Raw genomic sequence first — 20,299 nt, 5'->3', positions numbered from 1 at the left:
CTACCGGTTTCTCGGGGACTCTTGCGGCCGGGGCCAGGGCATCTCTCCGGTGAGTTCGGGCCACTGCCAGGTCTGGAATCCGGTCTCGGCCGGGTCCGCGGGGAACACTCCCGGAGCCAGACCCAGGTCACCCACGAAGATGTTGGCCGCGGCTGTGACCTTGGCCGAGTCGGCCGTCCCGACCGTGTACTCGAACCGGTCGTATCCCGTGAACCCGGGGGCGGGGTCGTAGGCCACCCACCCGTCACGCGAGAGCTGGGCGGTGCCGTGGAGCGGCTGGGTCACAGAGATCGCGAAGCTGCCCTGGGGGGCACGCGCCAGGACGTTGGCCGTTCCTCTGACGCCGGGTTCCGTGGTGATGCGGAGTCCGGCGACCGAGTGGGTGAGCACGGGCAGGGAGTGACCGGTGAGACGGGCGGTGCGGATCAGCTTCTGCCCCCCGGCGTCCGGGACGGCGACCATGATCTGAGGACGCAGCCGCGGAGCACCGCGTGGCGGGCGGATGCGGAGGGAGAGCGCGCCGGTACGGGTCTCGCCGGGGTCCGCGCGCACGCGGAACCAGCGTTGTTGGGGGAAGTACTCCAGGGCTTCGACGGAGAGGATCTCCGCCGCGTCCGTCAGGGAGCTCTCCAGGACGTAGGCACAGCCGCGCGGAGCACCCTCGTCCGCCGCGACGGACAGGCCCAACTGGACGATCTCGCCCGGCACGGTGCCCGTCCTCGGATCCGCCGAGCAGTAGAGCCCGGCGTACACGATGCCCTGCGAACGCTCGGTTCCGACGGCGCGGCCGCTGCACAGCAAGTGGTTCATGCGCCGGCCTCCGGTGCGGGATGGGCGGCCACCCTCTCCTTGGTCCGACGGACGAAGGTGTCGTCGTCGAGCCAGCCGAGCTCGTCGTACGAGAAGGAGCGGCGGTCCAGCCCGGTGACCCAGTGGGCCGGGATGATCTGTTGGGTCGCGAGGCTGCGGGCCACGAACCGGGCGCATTCGATGGCGCCCTCGGCGCGCAGGTGGACGTTGTCCGCGTCCTGCACGATCTCCTGCAGGGGTTCACCCGGGCGCAGATAGGTGAAGGCGTGCTTCGAGTTCTCCGGCCCGAGCTCCTCCCACCAGGCGAGGCTCTGACCGTAGAGGTCGATCACGGGCAGATGCTCCTCCCACGCCAGCCGGCGCATGGCCGTGGGGTAGTCGCCGAGGAACCGGGACACGTTGCCGTGTGGATCCACCCGGCGGCGCTCGAAGGGCAGGAGCACCACGGGGTGGCCCTGGGCTGCCCGGGTCCCGACGGCGTAGGCACGCATGTGTTCCAGGAATGACCCGAAGGGGTCGGTGTGGAGGCCGGCGTCGGGCTTCCAGTCGATCTGGCCGAAGCCGTAGACCAGGTAGTCACCCGGTGCCATGTTGTCGAGGATCCACTGGAGCCGTCCCCGCTCGCGGAAGCTCTTCGAGCTCGCCCGCGCGCGAGCGCAGTTGACCACCTCGACGTCAGGGCTGAGGAACAGGGGGAGAGCCTGGGCCCAGCCCGCCATCGGCAGGTGGCTCACCGGTCGGGTGACCGCGGTGGAGTCGCCGGCCACGAAGATCCTTGCCCTGCGGCCGTAGGGCGCAGTCGAGTGGTTCATCGTCCTCCCTCACAACTGGACGCAGCGGACGTGGTCACGAAGAGGCGTCGGCCTGTTCGTGCAGGACGGATGCCAGGGCCTGCTCGAAGTCGGAGGCGTTGCCCGGCGCCGTGGGGTCCTGTTGGCGTACATCGATGACGTGGCCCGTCAACGAGGACAGGAGCACGTCCAGCGAACTGCGCGCGACCGTCTCCGACGAGAGCAGCGAGCCGCTGGGCTCCTGCCCGAAGGCCTTCGTCCGCATCGGCGTGGCCGTCCGCTCCGGGTTCACACAATTGATCCGGATCCCGTCCTCGGCCCATTCGTCCGAGAGGGCCTGGGTCAGGTTCACCATGGCCGCCTTCGTGGAGGAGTACAGGCTGTACTCGGCGCGGCCGCGGGTGTAGCTGCTGGAGGTGAAGAGCAGCAGCTGCCCCTGGCTCTCCGAGAGGTACTTGTAGGCCGTCCGCGCGATGTTCACCGGTGCGAGGAAGTTGACCTCCATCGCCTCCTGGACGGTCGCGATGTCCGCCGCGTCGAGCCGCCCGATCCTTAGCACGCCCGCGGTGTTGACCACGTAGTCGATTCGGCCGGTCTCCGCGTAGGCGCGGGCGAACGCCTCGTCCACATGGTCGGGGTTCTCCACGTGGGTGCCGGTGGTGGAACGCCCGAGTGCGTAGACCTGGGCGCCGTACGCTTCCGCGAGGCGGGCGATGTCGGCACCGATGCCGTACGACCCGCCGAAGACGAGCAGGGTACGGCCCGCCAAGCGGTCCTGGTAGAACTCCTCGCCCTTGCGGGCCGGGGCCGCCGTCGAGGCGAGCTGGAAGAGCTTGTCGGCGATGAAGACGTCGACCGGCTGCGTGATCTTCATGTTGTACTCGTCGCCCATGACCACATGCACGGGCACATCGGGAAGGTACTTGACGACGACCGAGCAGTCGTCGGTGGCCTGGAAGAGCGGGTCGACGGCCGCCCGTTCGTAGGCGCGCCGGATGGTGGACAGGCGAAACCCCTGGGGCGTCTGTCCACGCCTGAGCCTGCCGCGGTCCGGTACCTCGGTGATGAACTCGCCGTCGTCGCCGTGCGTCCTCGTCACGATCACGGTGTCGGCGGACGGGATGGCCACGTCGACCGCGCTGTAGCGCTCCAGCGCCTCGACGCACTCCGCGATCACACGCTGTGAGAGCAGGGGGCGCACCGCGTCGTGGAAGAGCAGGTTGCATTCCTCGTCCCTGCCGGGCAGTGCGGCCGCCGCACGGATGGCCAGCGTGGTGGTCTCACTCCGCGTGGCACCTCCCGCGAGGACCTGGGATACCTTGCGGAACCCGGCGCGAGCCACGATGCGTTCGGCCTCGGCGACGTGGTCCGGCGTCATCAGGACCAGGATGTCGTCCACGTCGGGGGCCGCCTCGAAGATCTCCAGAGTGTGCTCGAGGATCGGCTTTCCGGCGATCTTCAGGAGTTGCTTCGGTATGGACAGTCCGATGCGCTGGCCCGTACCGCCGGCGAGGACTACGGCGACGGTACGGCGGTGGGTCGTGCGGGATGTCAAGACGTCCTGCTTCCTCTTCACAAGGGCGGAAAGGCGGTGCGGTCAGGCCGGCTGGCGCGGCTGCTGACCAGGCTGGTCGGGGAACTCCTCGAACACCGGGTACTCGATCGGGAAGTCCTGGAGCCCGCGGTAGTAGAGGTCGTTCGCGGCGCCGTTGAAGCGCACGGTCGACGGCGGGTGGTCCGTGCCGAGCAGATAGTCCTTGAGCTGCTCCCGGTAGGGGGCCATGACGTCATTGGCGGGCTCCAGAGTGGCTGTGAGCGCCTCCTCCAGGCCGTTGCACTCGGAATCGAGGAGATACGAGGCGTAAGCGGTCCGCTGCTCGTTCCTGAACTCCGCGTCCGGCAGACCCTCAAGATTGAAGATCGCGTACGGCTTCCTGGTCGCCACGAAGTCCGAGACCACGCTCGACATGTCGCCGATGAGCAGATCCGAATGGTTGAAGCAGTCGTACAAAGTGGGCACCCGCTCCGTCACCACGTGATGGGCGTCGACGGGCAGCGAGTCCCAGTACAGCGTGCCGGCCTGGTCGCGGAACTTGCGGATCCGGGTGGTCCGCTCCTCCTCGGTCAGGTCCGGGTACTTGGAGCGGACACCGCGCTCCTGGAGAGCGGCGAGCCGCTTGTCGATGCGCGCCAGCCTGCGGGCAGCGGCCTTCGAGTCCATGACCTTCCGGCCGAACCGGCGGGCGTTGTCCTCCTGGAGGAGCGCGATGATGCGCCGGTGCGCGGCCGCCGCGGCGGGAGAGCGGGTGCCTGTCAGCGGGTGGGGCTTGTAGATGACCCTCAGCTGACGCTCGTGCGAGAGCAGCATGCGTATGAGCTGCTCACCGGCGGGGATGACCGAGGTGTAGCAGGCGTCGTCGGTCCAGCCCTCCCAGGTGGGGGCATAGATGACGGTGGGCGTCTCGTTGCTGACGGAGCCCGTCCACCGGCGCAGAGGCATCAGCTGCGGACGCCCGACCTCCACGATCTGGTGGGCTGACACGGCGTGCTTGATGCGCTCGTAGCGGTCGCGTCCGGCTCGGCCCGCGACCCAGATCTCGTCGAAGACCTTGCTGACGCGGTTGCTGCTCGCCAGCTTGTCGCTGTCGCCGTGGCCGATGAAAACGTGCTTGACCTCGTGGCGCTGCAGCATGTGCACGTTCTTGCCGGCGTTCCCCGGGTAGAGGGTGACGCGGAGTTCGGGCATCTCGACGCGTGCCAGGTTCTCGGCCTTCGGGACGCAGATGACCGGCACGGAGGTGGCGTCCAGGAAGCGCAGCGTCGCGCGCTCGCGCAGGACGATGATGGGGCGCAGATCCAGCGCCTCCAGCGACTCCAGCCACATGTTCACCTGGTACATGAAGTCGCGGGAGACCGCGGCGAAGGTGAAGTACAGCGCGACCTGCGGCCGGTACTGCGCGAGCTGCCAGTTCAGCTCGTCCAGTGCCTCGTCGGGGCTGGGCAGGATCAGCGCGTTCTTGGCTCCCGGCAGCAGGACCAGCACCGCGACGACCGCGAGCCAGACCGCCGCGATCCCACCGAAGGTCACGTAGCGCCAGTCGTCCGTGGCGATGGTGCCGATGGCGCCGGCGACCAGGGGGACGTCCAGGTGCAGCATCTTGCGGACGTGCTTGTTCATGAGGAACGGGTGTGGCAGACGGCGGATCCCCAGCGCCTCCAGATCCAATCCGCGTGTGGTGAAGGGCAGCGCCGCGCGTTCGGACCGGACCCGCTTGAGCAGAGCCCCGTAGACGAGTTGCAGAACAAAGAGGAGGAGCAGCCCGACCGTTGTCATCTGCACGACGAACGAGTCGAGATCGATCATGACGCCGCAGAGGGCGAGCAGCAGGAACTGGCGGATCAGGAAGCGGATGGTGAGGCCGAAACGTGAGTCCCTGAGGCGGTCCAGCGTTGAGGACTGGGCGGTGTGAAGGAGGAGGTCCGCTCCGTAGCTGACTGCTGCGGCGTAGGCGAAGACAGGGAGGGAAACCATCACAACCGCCACCATCATGGTGACGAAACTGCCCACCAGTGCGGCTGTGATCAGAATACCGAGCGCGGCTTGGCGCTGTGGCTTGCCCATCTGGGGACAGCCCCTCCTTCAGTGATCGTGCGAACGCACGGCGACGGTGCCGACGGGAGCAGGGAGTGCCGCACGTCATCACAGTGGGGGCCGAACCGCAGGATCTATCCGAGAGGCGGACGGTGCGTATGGAACTCGTGAGGCATCAGACCGAACTTTAGACAGTCATGAAAGATTTAGTGAACTTTCAGAGGGGAAAAGTCGAACATTTGACGGTCGGATGCCGAACAGTTATGAATCGCTTGCTTTTCGTGATCGTGTGCAGGTCAACTCTCACGCTGGGTGACCGTCGCCTCTGTTCGGTCGCCCCTGGTCACGACGGACACGCGTAGACGGCGAGCAGGCGCCTTCCGCCGGACTTCACCGAGAAAGCCACACACAACGCCTGCTCGGGCACCGGCCGAACGGCAAGTCCTTCCGGTTCACGGAAGGGCAGGCGGGGCGCGACGGAGACCTTGCGCCGCCCCACGGCCCTTCCGCTGTGCACGTCGATGGCCGACACGAAGGTGTTCCCGCCCAACTCCGGCGGATTGTCGCCTCCCGCCTCTGTGTAGGGCGTCCCCGTGAGCTGGTAGATGCGATCGCCGCGCACGGCGCAGCCCTGGAGCACCTCGCCGCTGTGCAGGGCAGGGTTCGGGAGGTCCGACAGTGGCCGGTACGACCCCGCGAGGAAGTCGTCGAGGGAGTAGACCGTGTAGCGGTGCGCATCGCCGGACCGATGGCTCACCAGGACGCGGTTCCCGGCCACGTCGACAGCCGGATGGATGCGGTGACTGCGAGGCAGGGGCCGGTGGTGACGTACCGAGGGCGACGCGCTGTCCAGCACCGTGCCGTGGCGGAAGGGGATCCGGGCCACTGCGCGCCCGTACCCGGTCCGGGTGTCGGCGTCGGACTCCACCCAGAGCAGCGGGCCTTCGCCGGACGGCTCCACACCCATCGAGATCCCGTGCCCGAACCCCCGCAGATACATATGCCGTGGTGTCGCCCCGCCGTGGGGGTACGCCGTGACGCACATGTCACCCGCCAGGCGCCGCGCCTTTCCGGACGCGGCCCGCTTTTCGTCCGGCAGACGGATGCCACCCTGCATGACCTGGAGCGCGTACAGCCGGCCACGCTCGTCGAAGGCGATCGACTGCGGCCCGGTTATGTCGTGCAGCGGGGTAGGGGCCAGCAGTTCGGAAGCCGCGTCGACGTCGAACGGTCCGACAGCGCCGGCGGGGAGGGGAGGGCTCCCCTCCGTCCGGCCGAATGCCACGCCGAGAGCGGTGGCGGCGACCGCGGTGCCGGCGCCCGCCAGCACTGCTCTCCGGCTCTTCTGACCCTCGGTGCCGACCATGCCTGCCCGTGACCGTCGATTCTCTCGGGAACGGGAATGCCGTCCAAGCGTTGGGGTGAGGTGCGGCATTCTGTCACGAGCCTGGCGGGTCCGTCCGGCACGGACAGCGGCGAAGGGCACGACCCGTTGCCGAGCCGTGCCCTTCGCCGCTGTCCGTCAGGTGTTACGCCGGGACGCTAGCCACGCCCTGCGCCAGGAACGGCTTGCCGTTCACCCGCTCCGAGACGCCCTCGCGGTCCAGGTACGGCGTGATGCCGCCCAGGTGGAAGGGCCAGCCCGCGCCGGTGATCAGGCAGAGGTCGATGTCCTGCGGCTCGGCGACGACGCCCTCGGCCAGCATCAGGCCGATCTCCTGGGCCACCGCGTCCAGGACGCGGTCGCGGACCTGGTCCTCCGTCAGGACGGTGTCGCCCTGCTTGAGGAGCGCCGCGACCTCCGGGTCGAGCTCCGGCTTGCCGGAGTCGTAGACGTAGAAGCCGCGCTTGCCGGCCTTGACGACCGCCGCGAGGTTCTCGGACACCGTGAAGCGGTCCGGGAACGCGCGGTTCAGGGTCTCGGAGACGTGCAGGCCGATGGCCGGCCCGACCAGCTCCAGCAGCACCAGCGGGGACATCGGCAGGCCGAGGGGCTCGATGGCCTTCTCCGCCGTCTCGACCGGGGTGCCCTCGTCGATGATGTTCTGGATCTCGCCCATGAAGCGGGTGAGGATGCGGTTGACGACGAACGCCGGGGCGTCCTTCACCAGCACCGCGGTCTTCTTCAGCTTGCGGGCGACGCCGAAGGCCGTGGCCAGCGAGGCGTCGTCGGTCTGCTCGCCGCGGACGATCTCCAGGAGCGGGAGGATCGCGACCGGGTTGAAGAAGTGGAAGCCGACGACCCGCTCGGGGTTCTTCAGCTTCGACGCCATCTCGGTGACCGAGAGGGACGAGGTGTTGGTGGCGAGGATCGCGTGCGCCGGGGCGACCGCCTCGACCTCCGCGAACACCTGCTGCTTGACGCCGATCTCCTCGAAGACGGCCTCGATGATGAAGTCGGCGTCGGAGAAGCCCTCCGCCTTGTCCAGCACACCGGAGACCAGGGCCTTGAGTCGGTTGGCCTTGTCCTGGTTGATACGGCCCTTGCCGAGCAGCTTCTCGATCTCGGCCTGGACATAGCCCACGCCCTTGTCGACGCGCTCCTGGTCGATGTCCGTGAGGACGACCGGGACCTCCAGGCGGCGGAGGAACAACAGGGCGAGCTGGCTGGCCATCAGGCCCGCGCCCACCACGCCGACCTTGGTGACCGGGCGGGCCAGGGACTTGTCCGGGGCACCGGCCGGGCGCTTGGCGCGCTTCTGGACCAGGTTGAAGGAGTAGATCCCGGAGCGCAGCTCACCGCCCATGATCAGGTCCGCGAGGGCCTGGTCCTCCGCGTCGAAGCCGGCGCTCAGGTCGCCGTTCTTCGCCGCGGCGATGATCTCCAGCGCGCGGTACGCGGCGGGGGCCGCCCCGTGCACCTTGGAGTCGGCGATCGCCTTGCCGCGGGCGACGGCCTGGTCCCAGGCGTCACCGCGGTCGACCTCGGGACGCTCCACCGCGATCTCGCCCTTGAGGACGGAGGCGGTCCAGATCAGCGACTGCTCCAGGAAGTCCGCGCCCTCGAAGATCGCGTCGGCGATCCCGAGCTCGAAGACCTGCTTGCCCTTGAGCTGACGGTTCTGGTTGAGCGAGTTCTCGATGATCACCGAGACGGCGCGGTCGGCGCCGATCAGGTTGGGGAGCAGCGCGCAGCCGCCCCAGCCGGGGACCAGGCCGAGGAAGACCTCGGGCAGCGAGAACGCCGGCAGCGCCTTGGAGACGGTGCGGTACGAGCAGTGCAGCCCGACCTCGACACCGCCGCCCATGGCCGCGCCGTTGTAGTACGCGAACGTCGGGACCGCGAGGCCGGAGAGGCGGCGGAAGACGTCGTGGCCGCCCTTGCCGATGGCCAGCGCGTCCTTGTGGTCCTTGAGGAGCTCGACGCCCTTGAGGTCGGCGCCCACCGCGAAGATGAACGGCTTGCCGGTGACGCCGACGCCGACGATCGCGCCCTCGGCAGCCTCCTTCTCGACCTGGTCGACGGCGGCGTTCAGGTTCGCCAGCGACTGCGGTCCGAAGGTGGTCGGCTTGGTGTGGTCCAGGCCGTTGTCCAGCGTGATGAGGGCGAAGTTGCCCGCACCGGCCGGGAGGTCGAGGTGGCGCACGTGCGCCTGCGTGACGACCTCGCCGGGGAACAGCTCGGCCGCGCCCTTCAGAAGCTCAGTGGTGGAGCTCACTTGTTGCCTCCGTTGAAGTTCGGGTTCTCCCAGACGACGGTCGCGCCCATGCCGAAGCCGACGCACATGGTCGTCAGGCCGTAGCGGACCTCCGGCTGCTCCTCGAACTGGCGGGCCAGCTGAGTCATCAGGCGGACGCCGGAGGAGGCGAGCGGGTGGCCGTAGGCGATCGCGCCGCCGTACTGGTTGACGCGCTGGTCGTCGTCGGCGATGCCGTAGTGCTCCAGGAAGGCGAGCACCTGCACGGCGAAGGCCTCGTTGATCTCGAAGAGACCGATGTCGTCGATGGAGAGACCGGCCTTGGCGAGGGCCTTCTCCGTCGCCGGGATCGGGCCGTAGCCCATGACCTCCGGCTCGACACCCGCGAAGGCGTACGACACGAGACGCATCTTGACCGGGAGGCCCAGCTCGCGGGCGGTCTCCTCGGAGGCGAGCAGCGAGGCGGTGGCGCCGTCGTTGAGACCCGCGGCGTTACCGGCCGTCACGCGGCCGTGGGCGCGGAACGGGGTCTTCAGACCGGCCAGCGACTCCAGGGTCGTGCCCGGGCGCATCGGCTCGTCGGCGGTGACCAGGCCCCAGCCCGTCTCCCCGGCTTCGGCGTTGGTGCGGCGCACGGAGACCGGCACCAGGTCCTGCTGGATCTTGCCGTTGGCGTACGCCTTGGCGGCCTTCTCCTGCGAACGGACCGCGTACTCGTCGGCGCGCTGCTTGGTGATCGAGGGGTACCTGTCGTGCAGGTTCTCCGCGGTCATGCCCATGAAGAGGGCGGACTCGTCGACCAGCTTCTCCGACACGAGACGCGGGTTCGGGTCCACGCTCTCGCCCATCGGGTGGCGGCCCATGTGCTCGACACCGCCGGCGATGACGACGTCGTACGCGCCGAAGGCGATGGAACCGGCCGTCGAGGTGACGGCGGTCAGGGCGCCCGCACACATGCGGTCGATGGAGTAACCGGGTACCGACTGCGGCAGACCGGCCAGGATTCCGGCGGTGCGGCCGAGCGTGAGTCCCTGGTCGCCGATCTGCGTGGTCGCGGCGATGGCGACCTCGTCGATCTTCGCGGGGTCCAGGTCCGGGTTGCGGCGCAGCAGCTCCCGGATGGCCTTCACGACGAGATCGTCGGCGCGGGTCTCGTGGTAGATGCCCTTCGGGCCCGCTTTGCCGAACGGGGTGCGGACGCCGTCGACGAAGACGACGTCCCGGATGGTACGAGGCACGGTGGCTCTCCTCCAGGGTGCGGGATGGCACTGCTGCGGGCGCACGCATCGGCGCGCCACGACCCTCATGCTACTTGCGGGTAACCGGACTGCCCACCCCCCACCACCGGAGCGGTGAACGTCACACGCGGAGGGGGGCCGGCACGACCGGTTAACTGGCGTGAATTCGATCCTCCTCGACGGACCGGCCCAGAGTGCGGCCCCGACACGCGTACGCCCCCCGCCGGATCCCGGCAGGGGGCGTACGTGAGTCGCGCGGTGTCAGGCGCTGGTGTCCAGGGCGCGCAGCAGCAGCGGGCCGATCTGTCCGATCTGCCAGTGGCGCGCGCCGTGCCCGGCCAGCGCGGTCTCGACCGCGTCCGGGGTCAGGACCTTGGGCGGCTCCCAGCAGATCCGGCGCACGGTGTCCGGGGTGATCAGATTCTCCTGCGGCATGTGCAGCCGCTCGGCGAGCTCCGACACCGCGGTGCGGGCCGCGGACAGCCGGGCCGCGGCGGCCGGGTCCTTGTCCGCCCACGAGCGGGGCGGCGGCGGTCCGGCGGGCTGCTGGCCGGGCTGGGGCAGCTCCGACTCGGGCAGCTCCTTGGCCCGGTCGACGGCCGCCTGCCACTGCTCCAGCTGGCGGCGCCCCATGCGGTGCCCGAAGCCGGGCAGCGCGGTGAGGGCCTGCACATTCGCCGGGAGCGCCAGGGCCGCCTCGATGATCGCGGCGTCCCCGAGCACCTTGCCGGGGGAGATGTCACGGCGCTGCGCCACCTGGTCACGGGCGGTCCACAGCTCCCGTACGACCGCGATCTGACGGCGGCGCCGCACCTTGTGCATGCCGGAGGTCCGGCGCCACGGGTCCTTGCGCGGGGGAGCGGGCGGTGCCGAGGCGATCGCGGCGAACTCCTCCAGCGCCCACTCCAGCTTGCCCTGCCGGTCCAGCTCCTCCTCCAGGGCGTCGCGCAGGTCCACCAGCAGCTCGACATCGAGCGCGGCGTAACGCAGCCAGGGGTCGGGCAGGGGGCGGGTGGACCAGTCGACCGCGGAGTGGCCCTTCTCCAGGGCGTAGCCGAGGACGTTCTCCACTATGGCGCCGAGGCCGACGCGCGGGAATCCCGCCAGGCGTCCGGCGAGCTCCGTGTCGAAGAGCGAGGTCGGGGTCATGCCTATGTCGCGCAGGCAGGGCAGGTCCTGGGTGGCGGCGTGCAGGATCCACTCGGAGCCGGTGAGGGCCTGGCCGAGCGCGGAGAGGTCGGGGCAGCCGACCGGGTCGATCAGCGCGCTCCCCGCACCCTCGCGGCGGAGCTGCACGAGGTAGGCGCGCTGGCCGTAGCGGTAGCCCGAGGCGCGCTCGGCGTCGACGGCGACGGGGCCGGTGCCCGCGGCGAAGTCCGCGACCACCTGGGCGAGCGCGTCGTCGGTCGCCACCACCGGAGGGATGCCCTCGCGCGGTTCGAGCAAGGGGATCGGCGCCGGGGCGACGTCGTCCGGGGGAGCGCCCCCGGTGGTTCGCAGTGAAGTGTCTGCTGCGGTCTCTTGGGCGTCGGTCACATGCCAAGGGTATCTGTGTATGTGCGTCGCCCGTCGACGGAACGTTCCGTCGACGGGCGGCCATGCACGTAAACCGGCCGGTTACGCATCCGCGCAGGTGCCGGCAGGGTGGGGGGGTCAGTGGATGATGCCCGTGCGCAGGGCCACGGCGACCATTCCGGCGCGGTCTCCGGTGCCGAGCTTGCGGGCGATGCGGGCGAGATGGCTCTTGACCGTCAGGGCGGAGAGGCCCATCGAGACGCCGATGGCCTTGTTGGACTGGCCTTCGGCGACCAGGCGGAGCACCTCCACCTCACGGCCGGAGAGTTCGCGGTAGCCGCCCGGGTGGCTCGGGGAACCGGGAGGCCTGCGGTGCATACGGGCGGCATTGGCGCCGATCGGGGCGACGCCGGGACGGGTGGGGTGGCCGATGTTGGTACGGGTGCCGGTGACGACATAGCCCTTCACGCCGCCCGCGAGGGCGTTGCGAACCGCGCCGATGTCATCGGCGGCGGAGAGGGCGAGGCCGTTCGGCCAGCCGGCGGCTCGGGTCTCGGACAGCAGGGTCAGCCCGGAACCGTCGGGCAGGTGGACGTCGGCAACGCAGATGTCGCGCGGGTTGCTGACGCGGGGGCGGGCCTCCGCGATGGACGACGCCTCGATGACGTCACGAACTCCGAGGGCCCACAGATGGCGGGTGACGGTGGAACGGACGCGCGGGTCGGCCACGACGACCATGGCCGTCGGCTTGTTCGGGCGGTAGGCGACCAGGCTTGCGGGCTGCTCGAGGAGAACGGACACCAGGCCTCCTGGGGAGTGGCGGGACGGGCCGGCTCGGGGATGAAGCCGGGGCGAACCGTGCTTGAAGGGTCATTGACCTCTTCGGCAGCAGGTGCGTCCTCCTTTAGGGGAAGATCACGATTTGGTTAGTAACAATTCGGGCAAATAGGACGCGTGATCGATTGTACGAAAAGAGAGCCGGTCCACGTGGACCGGCTCCCCACGAACATGACGCAGCGTTATGAGACCTGCGGCCCGCGCCTCTGGGGCAGCGTCACCACCGCCTCGTCGGAGGTGCCCGACGGCGGCAGGCCGGCGAGCTGGCAGAGCAGATCGCCCCATGCGGTCAGGTGCGCCGCCGTGTCCGGCACCCCGCCGCGCCCCTCGCGCGGCGTCCACGAGGCCCGGATCTCGATCTGTGTCGCCGGGCGGCGCTCGGACAGCGCGCCGAAGTAGTGCGAACCGGCGCGCGTCACCGTCCCGCCGGCCTCCCCGTACGAGAGGCCCCGCGCGTCCAGTGCCCCCGTGAGCCAGGACCAGCAGACCTCGGGCAGCAGCGGGTCGGCTGCCATCTCCGGTTCGAGTTCGGCGCGTACGAGCGTCACCAAGCGGAACGTGCCCTGCCAGGTGTCGTGTCCGGACGGGTCGTGCAGGAGGACCAGGCGGCCGTCGGCGAGATCGTCCTCGCCCTCCACGACGGCGGCCTCCAGGGCATACGCGTGCGGGGCGAGCCGCTGCGGCGGCCGTGTCGCCTCGACCTCCAGCTCGGGGCGCAGGCGGGCGGAGCGCAGCGCGTCGACCGCCGACCGGAACGCGGGCGGGACGCCGTCGCCGTCCGCGCCCTCCTCGCCGTCAGTGCCATCGGAATGATCGGAAAATTGTCCCTGAGCCGGAGCCATGCGGGGAAGAGTAGGCGGAACCGGAGCGCCGTGCAGGGAGGGACACCCATGCGGCGTCCGGCTCGTTGTCACTCCGTGCGAAGATTCTGTGCGTGAGTGCCAACGACCTTCCCCGAGAGCTCAGCTCCGTCCGATCAGGGGAGGGCCCGTCCTCGGGCCTGCGGACGACCCCCGCCACCCATGACTCGGCGTTCCTCAAGGCGTGTCGCCGGGAGCCGGTGCCGCACACCCCGGTCTGGTTCATGCGGCAGGCGGGACGCTCGCTGCCCGAGTACCTGAAGGTCCGCGAGGGCATCGCGATGCTCGACTCGTGCATGATGCCGGAGCTGGTCACCGAGATCACGCTGCAGCCCGTGCGCCGTCACAAGGTCGACGCCGCGATCTACTTCAGCGACATCGTCGTACCGCTCAGGGCCATCGGCATCGACCTCGACATCAAGCCCGGCATCGGCCCGGTGATCGCCGAGCCGATCCGCACCCGCGCCGACCTGGCCCGGCTGCGCGACCTCACACCCGACGACGTCCCGTACGTCACCGAGGCCATCGGGATGCTCACCGCCGAGCTCGGCGCCACGCCGCTCATCGGGTTCGCGGGTGCGCCGTTCACCCTCGCGAGCTACCTGGTGGAGGGCGGCCCGTCCCGCAACCACGAGCGCACCAAGGCCATGATGTACGGCGAGCCGGAGCTCTGGGCCGACCTGCTCGACCGGCTCGCGGAGATCACCGGCGCGTTCCTCAAGGTCCAGATCGAGGCCGGCGCCTCCGCCGTGCAGCTCTTCGACTCCTGGGTCGGAGCCCTGGCCCCGGCCGACTACCGCCGCTCCGTGATGCCGGCCTCCGCGAAGGTCTTCGACGCCGTCGCGTCGTACGGCGTCCCGCGCATCCACTTCGGCGTCGGCACCGGCGAGCTGCTCGGCCTGATGGGCGAGGCCGGCGCGGACGTCGTCGGCGTCGACTGGCGCGTCCCGATGGACGAGGGCGCCCGCCGGGTCGGCCCCGGCAAGGCGCTCCAGGGCAACCTCGACCCGGCGGTGCTGTTCGCGCCGACCGAGGCGGTGGAGGCGAAGACCCGAGAGGTGCTCGACGCCGCGGCCGGTCTCGAGGGCCACATCTTCAACCTCGGGCACGGCGTCATGCCGGCCACCGACCCGGACGCCCTGACGCGCCTGGTGGAGTACGTCCACCAGCAGACGGCGCGTTAGTCAGCCACCGGCCGCCCGCACCGCCGACACGGCCTTGCGGGCGGCCACCAGGACCGGGTCCCAGACCGGGGAGAACGGCGGCGCGTAGCCGAGGTCGAGGGCCGTCATGGCCTCCACCGTCATCCCGGCTGTGAGCGCCACGGCCGCGACGTCCACGCGCTTCGCCGCCCCCTCACGGCCGACGATCTGCACGCCCAGCAGCCGGCCGGTCCGGTACTCGGCGAGCATCTTCACCGTCATCGGCTCGGCCCCCGGGTAGTAGCCGGCGCGGCCCGTCGACTCGATCGTCGCCGTGACGAAACGCAGGCCGACCGCGCGTGCGTCCTTCTCGCGCAGCCCGGTCCTGGCGATCTCCAGGTCGCAGACCTTGCTCACCGCCGTGCCCACCACGCCGGGGAACGTGCCGTAGCCGCCGCCCACGTTGGACCCGATGATCTGGCCGTGCTTGTTGGCGTGGGTGCCGAGCGCGATGTGCCGGGTGCGGCCGGCGACGAGGTCCAGGACCTCGACGCAGTCCCCGCCCGCCCAGATGTCGTCCTGCCCCACGACCCGCATCGACAGGTCCGTCAGGAGGCCGCCGTGCGGCCCCAGCGGCAGTCCGGCCTCGCGGGCCAGGGCGGTCTCGGGCTCGACGCCGATACCGAGCACGACGACGTCCGCCGGGTAGGTCCCCCCGTCCGTGACGACCTCCGTGACCCGGCCGTCCGGACCGGTGCCGATACGGGTCACCCCGGCGCCGTTGACCGTGGTGATGCCCAGCCCGTCCATCGCGTCGTGGACCAGCTTCCCCATGTCCGGGTCGAGCGTCGCCATCGGCTGCGCACCGCGGTTGAGCACCGTCACCTCGAAGCCGCGCTTGAGCATCGCCTCGGCCATCTCGACGCCGATGTAGCCCGCGCCGACGACGACCGCCCGGCGCCCCGGAGCCCGTTCTAGCGATTCCAGGAGCGCCTGGCCGTCGCCCAGGGTCTGCACGCCGTGGACGCCCGGGGCGTCGATCCCGGGCAGCTCGGGGCGCACCGGCCGGGCGCCCGTGGCGATCACCAGCTTGTCGTAGCCCGTCCAGTACGTCTCGCCGCTGTCGCGGTCCAGTGCCCGTACCCGGTGCCCGGCGACGTCGATCTCCGTCACCTCGGTGCGGGTGCGCAGATCGATCGAACGGGCCCGGTGCTCCTCGGGCGTACGGGCGATGAGGTCGTCCGGCCCCTCGACGTCCCCGCTCACCCAGTACGGGATGCCGCAGGCGGAGTACGACGTGAAGTCGCCGCGTTCGAAGGCGACGATGCTCATCGCGTCCGGCCCCCTGAGCCTGCGGGCCTGCGACGCGGCGGACATGCCCGCCGCGTCGCCTCCGACGACCACCAGTCGCTCCGCCGTCATGTGCCGGGTCCCTTCGCCGCCGTATGCAGGGTCAGGGGCCCACGCTACGACGCCTACGGGGCCGGCGGGGCCTGCGGCGTCTCCGGCGCCGGCTCCCGGGGCGTCGTACGGCGTCGTGGCAGACGGCCGCGGAGCAGCCGCCACAGGAGCACCAGGACGGCCGCCGCGGCCAGGAACGGCGCCATGGCGCCGATCGCCACCGCGATCCACCGCAGCATCGTCACGAACGCGTCCCAGCCGCCTTCCAGGGCGTCCAGGAAACCGGTGTCCTCGTCCTCGGGGTCCTTCCCGTCCTCGTACGGCTCGCTGAGTTCGAGCGTGACGGTCGCGAGCGAGGTGCGGTCCTTCAGCGACGCCTGCTGGGCGAGCAGGGACTCCAGGTCGGACTGCCGACTGCTCAGTTCGCCTTCCAGCGTCACCACGTCGGTGAGCTTCTCGGCCTTGTCCATCAGGTCACGGACCCGTGCGACGCTCGCCCGCTGCGTGGCGATCCGGCTCTCGACGTCGACGACCTGGCCGGTGACGTCCTTCGCGTTCGACGTGCGCGACAGCAGCTTCCCCGACCCGGCGAGGCCGCTCAGCACCTCCTCGTACCGGGCCTGCGGCACGCGCAGGACGAGATGGGACATGTCGTGGGTGTCGTCGACCCGTTCCGTGGTCTCGTCCGCCACGATTCCACCGGCGTCCTCCGCGGCGCTCCGGGCCGCGGCGACCGCCTTCGGCACGCTCTTCACCTCGATGGAGAGCGTGGCCGTGCGGATGACGTGGACCGCGACCGTGGAACCCGGATCCGGCGCCGAGGAGGCGCCGTCGGCTGGCTTCGCGGCCGGCTTCTCGCCGGCACCGGCATCGGCGGGCGCCGCCGCCTTGTCGTCCGACGCGGAGTTCAGCCCCTGCCCACCGCTGTCGGAGGCGCCGCACGCGCCGGTGGCCATGAGTATCACGAGCAGGCCGGCGGCCGCCGTCACGCGCGATACGCGGCGGCCGGGGCGAGTGGGTGGATGACTGTCCGTGTGTCGGTCGAAAGGCATAACGCGTCCCCCCAGGGCCGTTGTTGATGGTGCCCGTTCGACGTGAGGGTCCGTGTGCGGGTTTCGTGTCCGCGGTTTCGAAGCGGTCACGTTCGGGACTCGGGACGGGTTTGAGAGAGTGGACCCATGCAGGGTTCTTCTCAGCGCGACACCACACGTACCGGCCACGTCGTCGTCATCGGCGGCGGCATCGCCGGACTCGCCGCCGCCCACCGGCTGCTGGACTCCGGCCTCCGGGTCACCGTCCTGGAGGCGACCGAGCGGCTCGGCGGCAAGCTGATGACCGGCGAGATCGCGGACACCCGGGTCGACCTCGGCGCCGAGTCGATGCTCGCGCGCCGGCCCGAGGCGGTCGAGCTGGCCACGGCGGCCGGACTCGGCGACCGGCTCCAGCCGCCCGCCACCGCCACCGCCTCGGTCTGGACCCGCGACGCCCTGCGCCCCATGCCCAAGGGCCATGTGATGGGCGTGCCGGGTGACCCGTCGGCGCTCAGCGGCGTGCTCTCGCCCGAGGGTCTGGCCCGGATCGCCGAGGAGCGCGACCTCACCCCGACCGCCGTCGGCGACGACGTCGCGGTCGGCTCGTACGTCGCCGACCGCCTCGGCCGTGAGGTCGTCGACCGGCTCGTCGAGCCGCTGCTCGGCGGGGTGTACGCGGGTGACGCCTACCGGATCTCGATGCGCGCGGCCGTGCCCCAGCTCTTCGAGGCCGTGAAGGAGGGCGGCCCGCTCCTCGACGGCGTACTCCGCATCCAGGAGAGGGCCGCCGCCCGGCAGCAGACCGGACCGGTCTTCCAGGGCATCGAGGGAGGCATCGGCACCCTGCCGGGGGCCGTGGCCGACGCCGTACGGGCCGGAGGCGCCGAGATCCTCATGGAGACCCCGGTGCTCGGCCTGACCCGGACCGGCGAGGGCTGGGCCGTACGCACCGACAGCCGGGTGATCGCCGCCGACGCCCTCGTCCTGGCCACCCCCGCCTGGTCCGCGTCGACCCTGCTCGCCGCCGAGTGCCCGGCCGCCTCGGTCGAGCTCGCCGCCGTCGAGTACGCCTCGATGGCCCTGGTCACCATGGCCTTCCGGCGCACCGACATCGAGAACACCGAGGCGCTCCGGGGGCGCTCCGGATTCCTCGTACCGCCCGTCGACGGGCGCACGATCAAGGCCGCCACCTTCTCCAGCAACAAGTGGCAGTGGGTCGCCGACGCGGCCCCCGACCTCTTCGTGCTGCGCACCTCCGTCGGCCGCTACGGCGAGGAGGAGCACCTGCACCGTGAGGACTCCGAGCTCGTCGCCGCGTCCCTGGGCGATCTCGCCTCCGCGGCCGGGCTGACGGCCCGGCCCGTGGACACCGAGGTCACCCGCTGGATCGGGGGGTTGCCCCAGTACCCGGTGGGCCACCTCTCCCGCGTCGCCAGGATCCGCGAAGAGGTCGCCAAGCTGCCCGGTCTGCGGGTGTGCGGAGCGGTGTACGACGGCGTCGGGATCCCGGCCTGCGTCGCGAGCGCGCACCGCGCCGCGGACGAGATCGCCCAGGACCTCACGGGTCCGGTCACGGGGGAGATCGACAACACGCCGCCCCGGGTTCGGGGCACCGGGAGCGAGGCGGGACAATAGCCGTATGAGTGCGCCAGAAAAGCTTCCGAACGCAGGCAAGAAGGCCAAGGACCTCAACGAGGTCATCCGCTACACCCTGTGGTCCGTCTTCAGGCTGAAGGACGTCCTTCCCGTGGACCGCGCCGGTTACGCCGACGAGGTCCAGGAGCTGTTCGACCAGCTCGGGGCCAAGGACATCACGGTCCGCGGCACGTACGACGTGTCCGGCCTCCGGGCCGACGCCGATCTGATGATCTGGTGGCACGCCGAGACCTCCGACGAGCTCCAGGAGGCGTACAACCTCTTCCGGCGCACGAAGCTGGGCCGCGCACTTGAGCCTGTCTGGTCGAACATGGCGCTGCACCGCCCCGCCGAGTTCAACAAGTCGCACGTGCCGGCCTTCCTGGCGGACGAGACCCCGCGCGACTACGTCAGCGTGTACCCCTTCGTGCGCAGCTACGACTGGTACCTGCTGCCCGACGAGGACCGCCGCCGCATGCTCTCGGACCACGGCAAGATGGCCCGCGGCTACCCCGACGTGCGCGCCAACACGGTCGCCTCCTTCTCGCTGGGCGACTACGAGTGGGTCCTCGCCTTCGAGGCCGACGAGCTGTACCGCATCGTCGACCTCATGCGTCACCTGCGGGCCTCCGAGGCGCGGTTGCACGTCCGGGAAGAGGTCCCGTTCTACACCGGACGCAGGAAGGCCGTCGCAGACTTGGTGGCCGGACTCGCATAACCAGCGTTTCCGGTCATCCGACCCGGAAGATCAGTTGGCGGGCAACGGCGCGTGTGACGCCGCCCGTCGTTCCAGCGACACCGGGTCCGGTGCCGGGTGCACATCGGCCGACGGCCGGCGAACTGTCGTGGCCCGCGGGGGAGTCAGCCATTCCTCTCCGCGGGCCGCCGCTCCTCGCCGGTCCGGCCGATGTGTCCCGGGCCGCACAACTGGATAGGACGGCACCAGGGCCGCCCCCCGACGGGCGGCCCTGGTGCTGCACGGCCCTCGACCGGGGGTTCAGCCGCCGGTCCGCGCCCCGCTCAGCATCGCCGCCCGCAGGCCCGGGTCCTCCAGAGCTCCCACGCCCCTCACCGCCACCGCCGCCAGGAGATCGCGGTCCGCGCCGCGCACCGGGGCCGGCAGTGAGTCCAGCCAGCGCTGCCCGGACGGGGAGGCCCACGGGCTGTACGGATGGTTCTCCACCCGCGCGATGGCCAGGCAGCCCAGCGTCAGTACGAGCGGCAGCCCGAACCACGCGGCCACCGGACCGGCGTCGCCCGTCTCCTGACCGGGCATCAGCATGGCGGTGACCGCCAGGGCCACCACCAGCACCGCCGCGCCCCGCACGGCCCGCACCGCCGACTCCAGACCCGTGCGGGTCCCGTGCGGCACGGCGAGGCCCGCCGCGACAAGGCGGTCGGCGAGGGAGAGTACGGCGTCGGCCGCCGCCGCTGCGGCCCGGATGGGGCCTATCCGGGACTGCCCTTCCGGGCCGATCGCGCGGATCACGGTGCGCTCGACCTCGTCCCGGCCCTCCGGGTCGACGACCGTCGCCCAGCCCGTGTGGGCGAGCAGCAGCCGGCGCCGCAGGTGCATCGAGACCAGCGCGAGATCGGCCACCCGCTGCGGTCCGCCGGCCAGGAACGCCGTCTCGTACAGATTGAGTTCGGGGGAGTGGGGCGCCCGTGCGGCACGAGGCTGCCGCTGGGCGGCACCCGCGGTGAGGAGGCACAGCCGGATGCACGAGACGGCTGCCGCGCCCCACGCGACCAGAAGAAGCAGGACCCAGAGCATGGCCGAGTTCTATGCGAAACCGGCAGGGAAGCGCC

Annotated in this window: 16 protein-coding genes; 3 read left to right on the top strand and 13 right to left on the bottom strand. The window is 70.8% G+C overall.

The annotated features are described in order from the left end of the window. The 10 genes from ACIBCU_RS18975 to ACIBCU_RS18930 all read right to left on the bottom strand — a co-directional run bounded on the left by ACIBCU_RS18975 (window position 1) and on the right by ACIBCU_RS18930 (window position 13,263). Complete coding sequence (locus tag ACIBCU_RS18975; protein WP_362938990.1) at window positions 1-810, bottom strand: Ig-like domain-containing protein; 810 nt, start codon at window positions 808-810, stop codon at window positions 1-3. Further along, complete coding sequence (locus ACIBCU_RS18970) at window positions 807-1,622, bottom strand: rhamnogalacturonan acetylesterase (protein WP_362938988.1); 816 nt, start codon at window positions 1,620-1,622, stop codon at window positions 807-809. The genes ACIBCU_RS18975 and ACIBCU_RS18970 overlap by 4 nt, the downstream gene beginning before the upstream one ends. 34 nt (window positions 1,623-1,656) lie before the next feature. After that, complete coding sequence (locus tag ACIBCU_RS18965; protein ID WP_362938985.1) at window positions 1,657-3,156, bottom strand: bifunctional cytidylyltransferase/SDR family oxidoreductase; 1,500 nt, start codon at window positions 3,154-3,156, stop codon at window positions 1,657-1,659. Window positions 3,157-3,198: 42 nt separating this feature from the next. Further along, window positions 3,199-5,223 carry a hypothetical protein gene (locus ACIBCU_RS18960; RefSeq protein WP_362938982.1) on the bottom strand — a complete coding sequence of 675 codons (2,025 nt, stop codon included), beginning with the start codon at window positions 5,221-5,223 and terminating at the stop codon, window positions 3,199-3,201. A gap of 313 nt (window positions 5,224-5,536) precedes the next feature. After that, window positions 5,537-6,559, bottom strand: a complete 1,023-nt coding sequence (locus ACIBCU_RS18955) for a signaling protein (RefSeq protein ID WP_399232542.1) — start codon at window positions 6,557-6,559, stop codon at window positions 5,537-5,539. Between the two features lie 163 nt (window positions 6,560-6,722). Then, window positions 6,723-8,852 (bottom strand): 3-hydroxyacyl-CoA dehydrogenase NAD-binding domain-containing protein, encoded by a 2,130-nt coding sequence (locus tag ACIBCU_RS18950; RefSeq protein ID WP_399232540.1) that lies wholly within the window; start codon window positions 8,850-8,852, stop codon window positions 6,723-6,725. Next, on the bottom strand, window positions 8,849-10,069 hold the full coding sequence (locus ACIBCU_RS18945) for an acetyl-CoA C-acyltransferase (RefSeq protein ID WP_362938973.1): 1,221 nt from the start codon (window positions 10,067-10,069) through the stop codon (window positions 8,849-8,851). The genes ACIBCU_RS18950 and ACIBCU_RS18945 overlap by 4 nt, the downstream gene beginning before the upstream one ends. Before the next feature lie 261 nt (window positions 10,070-10,330). Continuing rightward, window positions 10,331-11,605 (bottom strand): HRDC domain-containing protein, encoded by a 1,275-nt coding sequence (locus ACIBCU_RS18940; protein ID WP_399232538.1) that lies wholly within the window; start codon window positions 11,603-11,605, stop codon window positions 10,331-10,333. Between the two features lie 117 nt (window positions 11,606-11,722). Continuing rightward, the gene (locus tag ACIBCU_RS18935) at window positions 11,723-12,385 is read right to left on the bottom strand and encodes a response regulator transcription factor (protein ID WP_351180313.1); all 663 of its coding nucleotides are present in this window, start codon (window positions 12,383-12,385) and stop codon (window positions 11,723-11,725) included. Between the two features lie 218 nt (window positions 12,386-12,603). Continuing rightward, window positions 12,604-13,263, bottom strand: coding sequence for a DUF3000 domain-containing protein (locus ACIBCU_RS18930; RefSeq protein WP_362942356.1), 660 nt, complete (start codon window positions 13,261-13,263; stop codon window positions 12,604-12,606). A 92-nt stretch (window positions 13,264-13,355) separates the two neighbouring features. Between ACIBCU_RS18930 and hemE the strand changes: the two genes are divergently transcribed. Continuing rightward, complete coding sequence (hemE, locus tag ACIBCU_RS18925) at window positions 13,356-14,465, top strand: uroporphyrinogen decarboxylase (protein WP_399232534.1); 1,110 nt, start codon at window positions 13,356-13,358, stop codon at window positions 14,463-14,465. On the opposite strand, the gene ACIBCU_RS18920 is transcribed toward hemE, so the two are convergent. Continuing rightward, window positions 14,466-15,845: an FAD-dependent oxidoreductase gene (locus ACIBCU_RS18920; RefSeq protein ID WP_399232532.1), complete on the bottom strand. Its 1,380-nt coding sequence runs from the start codon at window positions 15,843-15,845 to the stop codon at window positions 14,466-14,468. Window positions 15,846-15,898: 53 nt separating this feature from the next. Then, on the bottom strand, window positions 15,899-16,876 hold the full coding sequence (locus ACIBCU_RS18915) for a DUF4349 domain-containing protein (RefSeq protein ID WP_399232530.1): 978 nt from the start codon (window positions 16,874-16,876) through the stop codon (window positions 15,899-15,901). A gap of 126 nt (window positions 16,877-17,002) precedes the next feature. On the opposite strand from ACIBCU_RS18915, the gene hemG reads away from it, so the two are divergent. Together hemG and hemQ are read left to right on the top strand one after the other, a co-directional pair. Continuing rightward, entirely contained in the window at window positions 17,003-18,490 is a 1,488-nt protein-coding gene (hemG, locus tag ACIBCU_RS18910) for a protoporphyrinogen oxidase (RefSeq protein ID WP_399232528.1), read from the top strand. A gap of 4 nt (window positions 18,491-18,494) precedes the next feature. After that, complete coding sequence (gene hemQ / locus ACIBCU_RS18905; RefSeq protein WP_362942368.1) at window positions 18,495-19,208, top strand: hydrogen peroxide-dependent heme synthase; 714 nt, start codon at window positions 18,495-18,497, stop codon at window positions 19,206-19,208. Between the two features lie 279 nt (window positions 19,209-19,487). Here hemQ and ACIBCU_RS18900 read toward each other — a convergent pair whose 3' ends face one another. Next, window positions 19,488-20,264 carry a TIGR04222 domain-containing membrane protein gene (locus tag ACIBCU_RS18900; protein ID WP_399232525.1) on the bottom strand — a complete coding sequence of 259 codons (777 nt, stop codon included), beginning with the start codon at window positions 20,262-20,264 and terminating at the stop codon, window positions 19,488-19,490. Window positions 20,265-20,299: the final 35 nt, after the last annotated feature.

The sequence above is a fragment of the Streptomyces sp. NPDC051064 genome, from assembly GCF_044455985.1.
In the GTDB taxonomy this organism is placed as follows: domain Bacteria; phylum Actinomycetota; class Actinomycetes; order Streptomycetales; family Streptomycetaceae; genus Streptomyces.
This window is presented reverse-complemented; position numbering and strand designations above follow the sequence as displayed.

Coding starts and splice junctions, on each gene's coding strand:
- ACIBCU_RS18930 (WP_362942356.1), bottom strand. CDS start 13,263: ATGGCTCCGGCTCAGGGACAATTTTCCGATCATTCCGATGGCACTGAC.
- ACIBCU_RS18970 (WP_362938988.1), bottom strand. CDS start 1,622: ATGAACCACTCGACTGCGCCCTACGGCCGCAGGGCAAGGATCTTCGTG.
- hemG (WP_399232528.1), top strand. CDS start 17,003: ATGCAGGGTTCTTCTCAGCGCGACACCACACGTACCGGCCACGTCGTC.
- ACIBCU_RS18915 (WP_399232530.1), bottom strand. CDS start 16,876: ATGCCTTTCGACCGACACACGGACAGTCATCCACCCACTCGCCCCGGC.
- ACIBCU_RS18955 (WP_399232542.1), bottom strand. CDS start 6,559: ATGGTCGGCACCGAGGGTCAGAAGAGCCGGAGAGCAGTGCTGGCGGGC.
- ACIBCU_RS18960 (WP_362938982.1), bottom strand. CDS start 5,223: ATGGGCAAGCCACAGCGCCAAGCCGCGCTCGGTATTCTGATCACAGCC.
- ACIBCU_RS18920 (WP_399232532.1), bottom strand. CDS start 15,845: ATGACGGCGGAGCGACTGGTGGTCGTCGGAGGCGACGCGGCGGGCATG.
- ACIBCU_RS18975 (WP_362938990.1), bottom strand. CDS start 810: ATGAACCACTTGCTGTGCAGCGGCCGCGCCGTCGGAACCGAGCGTTCG.
- hemQ (WP_362942368.1), top strand. CDS start 18,495: ATGAGTGCGCCAGAAAAGCTTCCGAACGCAGGCAAGAAGGCCAAGGAC.
- ACIBCU_RS18900 (WP_399232525.1), bottom strand. CDS start 20,264: ATGCTCTGGGTCCTGCTTCTTCTGGTCGCGTGGGGCGCGGCAGCCGTC.